This is a genomic window from Azospirillum lipoferum (assembly GCF_024170005.1).
Taxonomy (GTDB): domain Bacteria; phylum Pseudomonadota; class Alphaproteobacteria; order Azospirillales; family Azospirillaceae; genus Azospirillum; species Azospirillum lipoferum.
The window spans coordinates 125,856-138,316 of record NZ_JALJXJ010000007.1; the positions used below are offsets into that span (position 1 = coordinate 125,856).

General features: G+C 68.9%; 13 protein-coding genes. 4 read left to right on the forward strand and 9 right to left on the reverse strand.

Annotated features, from left to right (window positions below):
* Window positions 1–2 precede the first annotated feature (2 nt).
* From J2848_RS16865 to J2848_RS16890, 6 genes are all read right to left on the reverse strand, one after another.
* Entirely contained in the window at window positions 3–791 is a 789-nt protein-coding gene (locus J2848_RS16865; RefSeq protein WP_149232321.1) for an ABC transporter ATP-binding protein, read from the reverse strand.
* A complete protein-coding gene (locus tag J2848_RS16870) occupies window positions 788–1,831 on the reverse strand; it encodes a branched-chain amino acid ABC transporter permease (RefSeq protein ID WP_149232320.1) in 1,044 nt (347 codons plus the stop codon). The genes J2848_RS16865 and J2848_RS16870 overlap by 4 nt, the downstream gene beginning before the upstream one ends.
* Entirely contained in the window at window positions 1,824–2,717 is an 894-nt protein-coding gene (locus J2848_RS16875; protein WP_149232319.1) for a branched-chain amino acid ABC transporter permease, read from the reverse strand. Before J2848_RS16875 ends, J2848_RS16870 begins: the two co-directional genes overlap by 8 nt.
* Before the next feature lie 25 nt (window positions 2,718–2,742).
* Window positions 2,743–3,954, reverse strand: a complete 1,212-nt coding sequence (locus tag J2848_RS16880) for an ABC transporter substrate-binding protein (RefSeq protein WP_149232318.1) — start codon at window positions 3,952–3,954, stop codon at window positions 2,743–2,745.
* A 76-nt stretch (window positions 3,955–4,030) separates the two neighbouring features.
* The gene (locus J2848_RS16885; RefSeq protein WP_170307086.1) at window positions 4,031–4,174 is read right to left on the reverse strand and encodes a hypothetical protein; all 144 of its coding nucleotides are present in this window, start codon (window positions 4,172–4,174) and stop codon (window positions 4,031–4,033) included.
* Between the two features lie 176 nt (window positions 4,175–4,350).
* Window positions 4,351–5,226, reverse strand: coding sequence for an AraC family transcriptional regulator (locus J2848_RS16890; protein ID WP_149232317.1), 876 nt, complete (start codon window positions 5,224–5,226; stop codon window positions 4,351–4,353).
* Window positions 5,227–5,459: 233 nt separating this feature from the next.
* Here J2848_RS16890 and J2848_RS16895 point away from each other — a divergent pair, with 233 nt between their 5' ends.
* From J2848_RS16895 to J2848_RS16905, 3 genes are all read left to right on the forward strand, one after another.
* Window positions 5,460–5,858 (forward strand): nuclear transport factor 2-like protein, encoded by a 399-nt coding sequence (locus J2848_RS16895; protein ID WP_149232316.1) that lies wholly within the window; start codon window positions 5,460–5,462, stop codon window positions 5,856–5,858.
* A gap of 131 nt (window positions 5,859–5,989) precedes the next feature.
* Window positions 5,990–6,916, forward strand: coding sequence for an ABC transporter ATP-binding protein (locus tag J2848_RS16900; RefSeq protein ID WP_149232315.1), 927 nt, complete (start codon window positions 5,990–5,992; stop codon window positions 6,914–6,916).
* Entirely contained in the window at window positions 6,913–7,674 is a 762-nt protein-coding gene (locus tag J2848_RS16905; RefSeq protein WP_149232314.1) for an ABC transporter permease, read from the forward strand. Before J2848_RS16900 ends, J2848_RS16905 begins: the two co-directional genes overlap by 4 nt.
* Before the next feature lie 65 nt (window positions 7,675–7,739).
* Here the strand turns inward: J2848_RS16905 and J2848_RS16910 are convergent, their stop codons facing one another.
* On the reverse strand, window positions 7,740–7,952 hold the full coding sequence (locus J2848_RS16910; RefSeq protein WP_246193950.1) for a type 2 periplasmic-binding domain-containing protein: 213 nt from the start codon (window positions 7,950–7,952) through the stop codon (window positions 7,740–7,742).
* Between the two features lie 296 nt (window positions 7,953–8,248).
* On the opposite strand from J2848_RS16910, the gene J2848_RS16915 reads away from it, so the two are divergent.
* The gene (locus tag J2848_RS16915) at window positions 8,249–9,046 is read left to right on the forward strand and encodes a ParB/RepB/Spo0J family partition protein (protein ID WP_149232313.1); all 798 of its coding nucleotides are present in this window, start codon (window positions 8,249–8,251) and stop codon (window positions 9,044–9,046) included.
* On the opposite strand, the gene atzF is transcribed toward J2848_RS16915, so the two are convergent.
* Both atzF and J2848_RS16925 read right to left on the reverse strand, forming a co-directional pair.
* Window positions 9,008–10,834: an allophanate hydrolase gene (atzF, locus tag J2848_RS16920; protein WP_149232312.1), complete on the reverse strand. Its 1,827-nt coding sequence runs from the start codon at window positions 10,832–10,834 to the stop codon at window positions 9,008–9,010. The genes J2848_RS16915 and atzF overlap by 39 nt on opposite strands.
* Before the next feature lie 144 nt (window positions 10,835–10,978).
* Window positions 10,979–12,385: an AtzE family amidohydrolase gene (locus J2848_RS16925; RefSeq protein ID WP_211103178.1), complete on the reverse strand. Its 1,407-nt coding sequence runs from the start codon at window positions 12,383–12,385 to the stop codon at window positions 10,979–10,981.
* Between the last annotated feature and the right edge of the window lie 76 nt (window positions 12,386–12,461).

Genomic DNA, 12,461 nt, shown 5'->3' on the forward strand with positions numbered 1-12,461 from the left:
GGTCACCCGTGTCCGAAATAGGCGGCCTGTACGGCGAGATCGGCGCGCACTACCGCTGGCGGTCCTTCGGCGATCTTCCGGCCCTGGGCCATCACCACGACATGGTCCGACAGGCTCATCACCAGCCCGATGTCGTGTTCGATCAGCAGCACGGTCAGGTCGCCGGCCAGCGAGCGGATCAGCGCGCCGGTGTCCGCGGTGTCGCCGTGACTCATGCCCTGGGTCGGCTCATCCAGCAGCAGAACCCGCGGTTCGGCGGCCAGCGCCACCGCGATCTCCAGCCGCCGCTGTTCGCCGTGGGAGAGATTGCCGGCAAGCTCGCGCGCCTTGGCCGACAGGCCGAAGCGTTCCAGCAGCGCGTCGGCCTTGGCCAGCGCCCGGCGGCTGTGGCCGACCGGACGCAGCGCGTGCCAGGGCCGCTCCAGCACCTGCGCGGCGATCCGCAGGTTTTCCAGCACCGGCAGCTCGAAGAACAGGTTGGTGATCTGGAAGGACCGCGCCAGCCCGGCGGCGAGCAGCCGGTCGGGCGAACGCCCGGTGACGTCGACGCCGTCCAGGGTCACCCTGCCGCCGGTGGGCCGGATGGCGCCGCTGATCAGGTTGAACAGCGTGCTCTTGCCCGCCCCGTTGGGGCCGATGACCGAGGTGATCCGCCCGGCGGCGGCCTCGAAACCGACACCCGCCACCGCCTGGAGTCCGCCGAAATTCACCGACAGGTCGCGCACGCCGAGCGCGCAGGCATTGCCGGCCGTTGCCGTGATAGGGGTCGTCTTGAGGGAGGCTGCCGTCATGGCGCCGTCCTCCCGGCTTCGCCGCGGCGGCTCAGCCGGGCCAGCAGGGCGCCGACCAGCCCCTTGCGCAGGAAGATGACGGATAGCATGAAGATGACCCCCACGACGATCAGATGATGCTCGGTCCAGGACCCGACGACCGAGCGCAGGGCGGTCAGCAGCAGGCTGCCCATCACCGGCCCGACCAGCGTGCCGACGCCGCCGACGATGACGGTGATCACCGCGTTGCCGGAGGTCTCGAAGAACATCAGCTCGGGCGAGACGAAGCCGCGCAACATCGGGTAGAGCGCCCCCGCCAGCGCCGCGACGCAGGCGGCCAGGACGTAGACCGCGAGCTTGTAGCGCCAGGCGTTGAAGCCCAGGAACGGCACGCGCTTCTCGTTGGCACGGATGGCGGCCAGCGTCCGGCCGAACGGCGCGTCCATCAGGTAGGACAGCCCGGCATAGGCGGTCACGGTCAGGCCCAGCACCAGCAGGAAGAAGGACAGCGGGTCGGCGGTGTCGAGGCTGACCGGCCCGAAGCCGACCCGGATCTGCGGGATGCCGATCAGCCCATCCGAGGCGCCGAGAGCGCGGGTATTGTAGACGGTCTTGGCGGCGACCTGGGCCAGCCCGAAGGTGATGAGCGCGAAATAGACGCCCTTCACCCGGTTGGCGATGACGCCGCCGATCAGGCCGGCCATGCCGCCCGCCAGCAGGGCCGCCGCCATCGCCAGCCAGAAGCTGGGCGCGACGTCGCGCAGGACGAGGGCGGAGACATAGGCGCCCAACCCGAAATACAGCGCCTGCCCCAGCGACAGCAGGCCGGTGTAGCCAAGCAGCAGGTCGACGCTCATCGCCAGCCCGGCGAAGATCAGCGCCTCGGTCGCCAGACGCAGGTAGAATCCGTTGCCGGTCGCCCAGGCGACGGCGGCGAAACCCAGCGCCGCCACCAGGAAGATCAGCGCCAGCCAATGGACCGGGGCCAGACGGGAAAGCCGGGACGCCGGCCCGGCGTGGCCGGGGTCGGACAGGGTGCGCAACGTGGTGGCTTCAGGCATGTCCGAGCCTCCCGAACAGGCCTTGCGGCCGGACCATCAGCACCAGCACCATGATCCCGAACACCAGCGGATCGGACCAGACCGGCGAGATGTAGAGGCTGGACAGCGCCTGCACCTGGGTCAGCAGCAGGCCGGCGACGACCGCCCCCTGGATCGACCCCATGCCGCCGACGATCACCACGGTGAAGGCCATCAGGATGAAGTCGCGCCCCATGGTCGGGAACACCGAATAGATCGGCGCCAGCAGCACGCCGGACAGGCCGGCCAGCGCCACCCCGAAGGCGAAGGTGCCGGCATAGACTCGCCGCACCGGCACCCCCAGCGACGAGGCCATGTCCTTGTCGAAGGCGGCCGCCCGCACCATGGCGCCGAGCCCGGTGCGGAAGACCACCAGCCAGACCGCGGCGATCAGCGCGAGGCCGAAGCCGATCAGGAACAGCCGGTAGTTGGGCAGGAACATGCCGAGGATTTCGGTGCCGCCCTCGATCGGGTTCTCCGGCCGCTGGGTGTTGGGGCCGTAGACCAGCTTCAGCAGATCTTCCAGGATCATGCCCAGCCCGAAGGTCAGCAGCAGGGTCAGGATGTGGCGGTCGCGGCTGTGGAAGACCCGCGCGATCAGCCAGCGCTCGGCCAGCCAGCCGATCGGCAGCATCAGCAGCGGCACCAGCACCAGCAGCGCCCAGAAGCCGACGCCCAGCCCGGCGAGCGTCAGCGCCAGGAAGGCGCCCATGGCGTAGAACTCGCCATGGGCCATGTTGATGACGTCCAGCAGCCCGAAGATGATGGTCAGGCCCAGCGCCATCAGGACGACGGCAACCCCGAGCGACAGACCGTTCAGCGCCTGCGGCGCCAGGACGAATTGCAGATAGTCGATGAGTTCGGCCATGGCCGCAGGCTCCTTGACGGCGTCCTCAGAAGCGGGTGCAGAGGTCCGGGCCGATGGCCGCGTCGCCCGGGACGGTGCCGACCACGTCGAAGCGGTTGCTGGTGCCGTCGGATGCGATGCGCACCGCATACATGTCCTGGATCGCCTGATGGTCGCCGGCCCGCATCGTCTTGCTGCCCTGCGGCGTGGTCCAGCTCAGCCCCTCCATCGCCTTGCGCAGCGTGTCGGTGTCGGTGCCGCCGGCCTTCTCGACCGCCGCCTTGAAGAAGCCGATCAGGCCGTAGCTGTCGGCGCCGTAGAGGTCGGGGGCCGTGTTGTATTCCTTGCGGAAGGCGGCGACGAAGGCCTGGTTCTCCGGCGTCGCCAGCTCCGCCGAATAGCCGACGCCGGTGACGAAGCCGTCGGCCGCCTTGCCGATGGCACCGATGTTCTGGGCGGTGACGGTGCCCGACGCGCCGACGATGGTCAGGTTGCGCAGCAGCCCGTATTCGCTCATCTGCGTCAGCAGCCGCACGGTGTCGTTGCCGGCGGTGGAGGTGTAGAGCACGCTGGGGCGGGCGGCGCGGAGCTGGCCGAAATACTGCGAATAGTCCTTGCTGCCGAGCGGCGCGAAGACCTCGCCGGTCGATTGCGCGCCGGTCTTCTCCGCCGCCGACTTGAAGGCCGCGACGGTGGACCGTCCCATCTCGTAATCGGGGCCGAGATAATAGACCTTGGCCTTCGGCTTGTCCTTGGCCAGCCATTCCGCCAGCGCCGCCGATTGCTGCCCCGCCCGTGCGTTCACCCGGAAGACGTTGGGCGAGCATTTGTCGGTGGTGATGGCGTCGGAGAAGGACACGGTGGTGGCGATCAGCCGGCCGTTGCGCTCGGCGAGCTGCCCGACCGCCAGGGTGGAGCCGGAATTGACGGTGCCGGTCAGGAAATCGACCTTGTTGACCTGGAACAGCTTCTCCGCCTTCTGGGTGGCGACGGCGGGATTGGCCTCCTCGTCCTCGAACAGCAGCTCGATCTGGCGTCCCATGACGCCGCCGGCGGCGTTGACCTCCTTCGTCGCCAGCTCCAGACCCCAGCGGACCTGCTGGCCGATCGGCGCGTAGGTGCCCGACAGCGGGGTCACCACCCCGATGCGGATCGGATCGGCGGCCTGCGCCGCGCCAGGGGCCGCGCCCGAAGCCATCAGCAGGGCCAGCAGCGGCGACAGGGCATGGACTGACCGCGGAAAAGCGTTCTTGGACATGGATGGTCTCCCTCACTGGCGCAATGCCGCGCCCTGTTGTTGGAAAAGCGACGCCCGCTCGTTCGCTGGCGGGCGCTCATGCCGATGCCGGCCTGCCGGGGCTCAGATCCCCTTGAAGACCGGTTTGCAATCGAAGGATGCGGGTTTCTTCGGTCCAGCCCGGAGTGACCGGCTTTTCAAGGAACCGGCCGGTCAGCAGGTGCTGCGCGCCGTCGAGCATGCGCCCGCCGGCCGCCCCGCCCCCTGGGCCGGAACCGGATCGTCCCTTATTTCAAAGATCTGAATGGCGGTCTGCGTGGCCGTCATCGTCATCCTCCAGTTACCGGAGAAGACTAGACCGTTCGCCCAGCAAAGCTTTTACCGTGGAGTGTCGCGATTTACCCTAGCGTCTCATTTTCACGCATGCCCGGCTTCCGGCCGCCCAACACCCGGCCGGTCCAGCAGGTTGACGACGCGGCGGTATTCGGTGGGCGTCACGCCCTGGTGGTTGCGGAAGAAGCGGCTGAAATGGCTGGGCGCCGAAAAGCCGAGCCGGCCGGACACCTCGGTGGCACTCTCCAGTCCGGCGGCCATGGCGTCGATGGCCGCCTCCATCCGCAGCACGTTGAAATAGAGCGCCGGGGTGATCGCCATCGTCTGCTGGAACAGCCGGAACATGTGGGCGCGCGACAGGCCGGCGGCGGCGGCGACCCGGCCGGCATCGAACTCCTCGCCCAGCGTTCCGCTCATGAAACGGATGGCCTGACGGATGCGGAAGTCGCCGGCCGCCGGCGCGGCATAGCGCCCGCCGCCCAGCGTCCGCCATTCGGAAAAGCGGTCGATGATGGCGATCATCAAATCGAACAGCGCCTCCTCCATCCGCTCGCCCGACGGGTCGTCATACAGCAGTTCCGCCGCCATGCGGTCGGCCAGCCGGCGGATATGGGGCGTCAGCTCGCCGCAGGACTGCGCGAAGAATCCGGGATTGCCGCTGGCGTTGAGTTCCCGCTGCATGGTGCCGAGCCAGCGCGGCTCGATGTACAGCGCCAGGATCACGGTGCGCGGGGCGCCCGGCTGGTGGGCGTAGGAATGGGCCTCCCAGCTGTTGACCAGAACCGCGGTATCGTCGCGCAGCGGATAGAGCTGCTCCCCCACCGCGAAGCGGGTATCGGCGCCGGACGCCTTGATCAGCACATGGCAATGGGGATGCGCGTGATGGATCAGCGCGTTGTCCATGTCCAGCAGGGCGACGCGGCCGAAGCTTCCCTGATGGATGCGCATCGCTTTCGACATGGCGTCCGATCCCTTCCTGCCCACCCGCGGCCGGTGGCCGCCGGGGCGATCTTCGATGATTTGTTTTACAAGCTAATCGTCGGCGGACGCCTTTACCAGATCCATCGGCCCGAATCAGGCGGCTGCATGGCTGCCGGCACCATGGGAAGAAGCGGCAAAATCCGGCGTGTCGTTTGCGTGCGAAAATCGCATGCCGTTTTGATACCAATATGCCGACATTTACGGAGGTCCCGATGAGTGAGACGACCGAACGCGATCTGCAGGCCGTGAAGGATTACCTGGAGGCCTCCATGGCTCCCGATCCCGTGCGCGCGGCCAAATATGTGGCACCGGGTTTCATCTGCCGCTTCACCGGGCATCGCGTTTTCGATACGCCGAGCGGGCCGACCGGCTTCAACGCCGCCCGCTACAAATGGGTGAAGAAGCGGATCGAGCGCTATGACGTGGTGCCGGGCGAGACGGAAACCATCGTCTACAGCCTCGGCTACCTGTACGGCGCCTGGCCGGACGGCACGCCTTTCGACGACAACCGCTATGTCGACCGTTTCGTGGTGCGGGACGGGCTGATCGTCGAAACCGATGTCTGGAACGACAGCGCCGAATGGATCCTCGATCCCTCCTGCGCCCGCTGACCTGCCCCACCGCCGGGCCGTGCCGGTCACCACCACTCAGGTTCGAATTCCGCCGGGTGCGGCCGGGCGTTATGGTGGCGCCGCCCCGGTGGCGTCCGCAACCGGGTGACAGCCCCAAGCCGAGGGAAGACATGCAGCCTATCATTGAGATCCGTGGGTTGGAGAAGACCTACGCATCCGGCTTCCAGGCACTGAAAGGAGTCGATCTCGACATTCGCCGCGGCGAGATCCTTGCGCTGCTGGGGCCAAACGGTGCCGGCAAGACGACGCTGATCAGCATCGTCTGCGGCATCGTCCGGGCGACGGCGGGCCGCGTGACGGTGGACGGCCACGACATCCAGCGCGACTGGCGCGCCGCACGCTCGCTGATCGGCCTGGTCCCGCAGGAACTCACGACCGAGGCGTTCGAGAGCGTCTGGGCGACCGTCAGCTTCAGCCGGGGCCTGTTCGGCAAGCCTCCCAACCCTGCGGTGATCGAGAGAATCCTGAAGGACCTGTCCCTGTGGGACAAGAAGGACACCAAGGTCATGGCGCTGTCCGGCGGCATGAAGCGGCGCGTGCTGATCGCCAAGGCGCTGTCGCACGAGCCGAGCATCCTGTTCCTGGACGAGCCGACCGCCGGCGTCGATGTGGAGCTTCGCCGCGGCATGTGGGAGATGATCGGGCGCCTGCGCGACAGCGGCGTCACCATCATCCTGACCACCCACTATATTGAAGAGGCCGAGGAGATGGCCGACAGCATCGGCGTGATCTCCGGCGGGCGGATCGTGCTGGTGGAGGAGAAAGCCGCGCTGATGGAAAAGCTGGGCAAGCGGCTGCTGACCCTGCAGTTGCAGGCTCCGCTGGACGCCATCCCGGCCGAACTCGCGGACTATCCGCTGACCCTGTCGGACAACGGGCGGGAACTGGTCTACAGGTTCGACACGCAACAGGAGCGCACCGGCATCGCCGGGCTGCTCCGCAAGCTCGGCGACCACGGCATCACCTACACGAACCTGCACACCCAGGAGAGTTCCTTGGAGGAGATCTTCGTCAGTCTGGTGAGGGAACGGGCATGAACCTTCATGCGATCAAGGCCATCTATGTCTTCGAACTGGCCCGCACCTGGCGCACGCTGTTCCAGAGCATCGCCGGCCCGGTGATCTCCACCTCGCTGTACTTCATCGTCTTCGGGGCGGCGATCGGCAGCCGTTTCGCCTCGGTCGAGGGCGTCAGCTACGGCGCATTTCTCGTCCCCGGCCTGGTCATGATGTCGGTGCTGACGGAGAGCGTGTCGAACGCGTCCTTCGGCATCTACATGCCACGCTATTCCGGCACGATCTACGAGCTGCTGTCGGCCCCCGTCTCGGCCTTCGAAACGGTGATCGGCTATGTCGGCGCGGCGGCGACCAAGTCCATCATCCTTGGAACGCTGATCCTGCTGACGGCGCGGCTGTTCGTCGATTTCTCCATCGCCCACCCGTTCTGGATGATCGCCTTCCTCATGCTGACGTCGGTGACCTTCAGCCTGCTCGGCTTCATTCTGGGCATCTGGGCCGACGGCTGGGAAAAGCTGCAGATCGTACCGATGCTGATCGTCACGCCGCTCGCCTTCCTGGGCGGGAGCTTCTATTCGATTAGCATGCTGCCGCCCTTCTGGCAGAAGGTCACCCTGTTCAACCCGGTCGTCTATCTGGTCAGCGGTTTCCGCTGGAGCTTCTATGGCGCCGCCGATGTCCCCGTTGCCCTGAGCCTGGCCATGACCGCCCTGTTGCTGGTGATCTGTCTGGCCATCGTGTGGTGGATTTTCCGCACGGGTTACAAACTGAAAGCCTGATCGGCCACCCGGATCCCGCCCCATATCCGGCCAAGCGAAGGAGGCGCCGCCATCGGCGCCTCCCGTCAGGCCCCCGTCCAGCGCCCGGAAAGCTCGGGGTTCGACCGCATCACCTGTTCAGAGAGAAAATCCGCGACGGCTCGAACCCGGGCGGAGGCGATCAGGTCGGCGTAGGTCACCAGCCAGACCTCGGTGCTGAACATCTGGTCGGAGGGGATGACGCGAATGAAATCGTCATTGGCGGTCAGAAAGTCCGGGATGACCGCCAGCCACCCCATGGGCCCTCAGACCAACCCGATTGCAGGTTTCCCGCAAAGATCCTGTTCTGCCAGTCGACGAATACACGCAGGCGGGGCGAATTGGGTCCGATCTTCTCCCACGACCAAGGCAGCCTCGTCCAATAAGGCACTCTTCTGAAGCGTGAGAGCGGCCCTCACGGCCTTGACAATATTCCTATAGTTTGGCAGGATCGCTGCCGTCGGCGGGCCAACTGCGCCCGCGGCTTCCCCGACACATCCCCTGCCCCATCCGCTGCGTGCCTGCCCAGGCCCGCAGCCCGAGGAGGTCTTGCGCCATGAGCCTTGCCGCCATAGGCGACGTCGCGTGCATCGCCGTCGCCGCCATCACCGTGCCCGACAGCCACGCCCGCCGCCGCATCGACGACGAGGATCTCGATTCGCTCGCCCGCTCCATCGAAGAGGTCGGGCTGTTGCAGCCCATCGTCGTTCGTCCGCTGGGAAACGGGCGGTACGAGCTGCTGGCCGGGGCACGGCGGCTGCGTGCGGTGCAGGCGCTCGGCCGGGCCGGGGTGCCGGCGGTGGCGGTGTCCCATGAAAGCGCCGCGGTGCTGTCGCTGGTGGAGAACACGCAGCGCCAGGGTCTGGACGCGCTGGAACTGGCCGAAGCGCTCCAGCGCCTCGTGGAGCAGGGCTGGGGGCGCGAGGCGCTGGCCCGGCTGGTCGGACGCAGCACCAGCTGGGTCGGCGACCTGCTGAGCCTGAACCGGCTGCCGGACTGGATCAAGGCGGAGTATGCGCAGGTGCGGCGGGTGGTCTCGCGCTCCCTGCTGGTGGAGGTCGCGCGGGTGCGCGACGCGGAGGCACAGGCGGCGTTATGGCGGGAGGCGAGGGGCGGCGCGCTCACCGTGCGGCAGGCGCGGCGGATGCGGCGCGAGGCCCTGCCGGCATTGCCGCGCGCCCTGTCGGCGGTGCGGCGCTGCGCCCGCCAGCTGGACCGGATCGACGCCGCGCCGGATCTGGCGGAGGCGGACCGGTCTGCACTGCTGGCGCTGCGCGACAGGATCGATGCGCTGCTGGCCGCGGGGAATGCCGGATCATCGGGCCAGATAGGCCCGCCAGCCGCCGAAGCCTGAAATATCCAGGGCACCCACGGTGTCGACCGCCTCGCACAGGAATCCGCTGACCATGCGGCCGTCGGCCAGTTCGACCGTGCCGATGCACAGCGGCTGCGGCAGCCCGGCGACGAAGTGCCCGAAGGCGGCCGGCGTCAGCTCCCACAGCTCGCCGGGGATGGCAACGCCGCCGTCCGCCACGCGCAGCATGCCGGGTCGCGCCGGTTCCCCCGGCAGGGCGTAGAGGCGGTAGCGCGGTGCCGTCGTCACCGCCCCGGCCAGCCGTCCGCCGGCGTCGGTCAATTGCGGGTTCAGCGGCTGGCCGCTCAGATGCGCGCCGATCACCAGCAGGGAAATCAGCCCCTCGCCGCCGTAGGACACCGGCCGGGCTGGCGGCAGGGGCAGACCGGTCGCCCCCATCGCCACCCCCGCTGCCCGGTGCGCGGCGCCCGCCACCGCAGCGACGGTGGCTTCGCGGAAGGCGGGGGCGAGCAAGGTCAGCCCGGCCGGCCGGCCGTCGGCCTGGAAGCCGCTGGGAATGGCGATGCCGCAGAGGTCCAGCAGGTTGGTGAAGTTGGTGTAGGTGCCGAGGTTGGTGTTGAGCGTGACGGGATCGGCCATCACCTCCGCCACCGTGTAGATCGTTCCGGTAGTCGGCACCGCCAGCAGGTCGATGGCGTCCCACACCGGTGCCGTGTCGCGGCGCAGGGCTTCCAGGCGATACATGGCGCGGAAGCAGCCCACCGCATCGTGCTTGTGTCCGCCTTCGATGATGCCGCGGGTCACCTCCAGCCCGGCATCGGTGTAATCGGCCAGGAATTCGCCGACCGCCGCCGTGCGCTCCGCCACCCAGGGGCCGCTGTAGAGCAGGGCCGCCGCTTCGGCGAAGGGGGCGAAGTCGATGGGCACCGCCACGCCGCCCAGCGCCGACAGCCGGTCGAGCGCCGCGCGATAGAGGCGCTCGGCCTCCGCATTGCCGAAGAAGCGCAGCTGGCCGGCGGCCGGCACGCCGAAGCGGAAGGGCACGCGCGGGGCGGCCGGCACCGCTGGCGCCGCCCGGCTGTAGGCGTCGAGCGGATCGGGTCCGGCCATCACCGCCAGCAGGTCCATCGCGTCTTCCACCGTCAGGGCGAAGACCGACACGCAATCCAGCGAGCGGCAGGCCGGCACCACACCGGCGGTGCTGACCAGCCCCTTGGTGGGCTTCAGTCCGACGATGTTGTTGAAGGCGGCAGGCACCCGGCCGGAGCCGGCGGTGTCGGTGCCGAGCGAGAAACTGACCAGCCCCGACGCCACCGCCACCGCCGATCCGGAGCTGGAGCCGCCGGGAACGCACAGCGGGTCGATCGGGTTGCGCGCCACGCCATAGGGGGAGCGGACGCCGACCAGCCCGGTCGCGAACTGGTCGAGGTTGGTCTTGCCGACCAGAATCGCCCCGGCGTCGAGCAGGCGTTGCACCGCCGTCGCCGTGTCGGTCGCAATGTAGGTGTATTCAGGACAGGCGGCGGTCGTCGGCATGTCGGCGACGTCGATGTTGTCCTTGACCGCGAACGGCACGCCATAGAGCGGCAGGGCCGTCCGCTCCGCCGCCGTCAGCGCCTCCAGCGACGCGGCCCGCGCCAGCAGGTCGGCGGCCGGCACGCGGTGGATCCAGACATGATCCTCGCCGGCCGCCGCGATCCGGTCCAGCACGGTGCGGACGACCATCCCCGGCGTCAGCGTTCCGTCGCGGTAGCCCTGATCGAGCGCCGCGAGATCGAGACGAACGGCATCGGACGCACCGGCGGCGCTGCTGGGGAGCGGTGACATGGGAACACTCCTTGTTCGGGCGGGCAATGCCGGTGGAGAGCCGATTCCGGTCAGCCGACCATTATTGCATGCAATCTGGCTGTTGAAGCATGAATGCTGCGCTGCTTCACGTCAATAACGGACATATTGCATGCAATTTTCAGATCACACCTCAGCCGGTTCGGCCAACGGCGCGCGGGCGAGGCCGAGCCGCTCCAACTCCGCGGCGACCATCAGGCAGCGGCCCTCCCGCCACGGGGCGGCGATGACCTGGATGCCGATGGGCAGCGCGCCCGGCAGCGCCATCGGCACGGCGCAGACCGGCAGGCCGATGCAGGAGATCGGCTGGGTGAACAGCCCCAGATGCGGCCGCACCGGCATCTCGCGGCCATCCAGCACCATCGTCTTCTGGCCGACCAGCGGGGCGGTGCAGGGGGTGGCCGGGGCCAGCAGGACGTCGACCTCGCGGAACAGCGCCATCACCTGCTCGTGATACCAGCGCCGCACCCGCTGGGCCTGGACGTACCACGCCGCCGGCAGCAGGGCGCCGGCCAGGAAGCGGTCGCGCGTGTCGGGGTCGAAGTCGCCGGCCCGTGTCCGCAACCGGTCGAGATGGAAGGCCGAGCTTTCGGCGTTGGTGATGATGTAGGCCGCCGCCCGGCCCAGCTCCGCCCCCGGCAGCTCGACCACCCGATCGGTGCCGAGCGCTTGGGCGGCGCGTTCCACCGCGTCATGCGCCTCCGGCAGGCCGCCGCGCGAGAAATAGCCGCCGGCGACGGCGATGCGCAGCCCTTCCAGACCGGTTTCCAGCATGGGCGACACCGGTTCCACCGGCCGGCCGGCGCAGGCGTGGTCGCCCTCCGCCGGGCCTTGCAGCACGTCATAGGCGAGCGCCAGATCGCGCGCCGAGCGGGCGAAGGGGCCGAGATGGTCCAGGCTGTCGCAGAAGGGGAAGCTGCCGTGCCGGGTCAGCCGCCCGTAGGTCGGCTTCAGCCCGAAGATGCCGCACAGCGAGGACGGCACCCGGATCGACCCATTGGTGTCCGACCCCAGCGACAGGGGGGCCAGCCCCGCCGCCGTCGCCGCCCCGCAGCCCGACGACGAGCCGCCGGCCATCCGCGCCGGATCATGCGGGTTGCGGCAGGCGCCGTCATGGGCGTTCTCGCCGGTGAAGTCATAGGCGTACTCGCCCATGTTGAGCCCGCCGACCAGCACCGCCCCGGCCCGTGCCAGCCGTTGCAGCAGCACCGCGTCGGCGCCGGCGGGCGGACGCTCCCGGTTGATGAGCGAACCGGCACGGGTCGGCAGCCCGCGGATGTCGAACAGGTTCTTGACCGCCACCGGCACCCCGGCCAGCGGTCCGGGATCCGCCCCGGCGGCGATGCGGGCGTCGAGATCCGCCGCCTCGGCCCGCGCCCGGTCGGCGGTGACGTCGGTGAAGGCGTTCAGCACCGGGTTCAGCCGCGCGATGCGCTCCAGCGCCGCCTCGGTGACGGCGGCGGCGGACAGGCTGCCGCCGCGCACCGTCGCGGCGATCTCCCAGGCGGGGAGTGCGAGGATGCCGGCGCTCATGCGTCACCCGACGGGGGTTGACCGGAAGAAGTCTGACCGGGCGTGAACACCGGGGCCGATTCCAACGCGTCGTCGG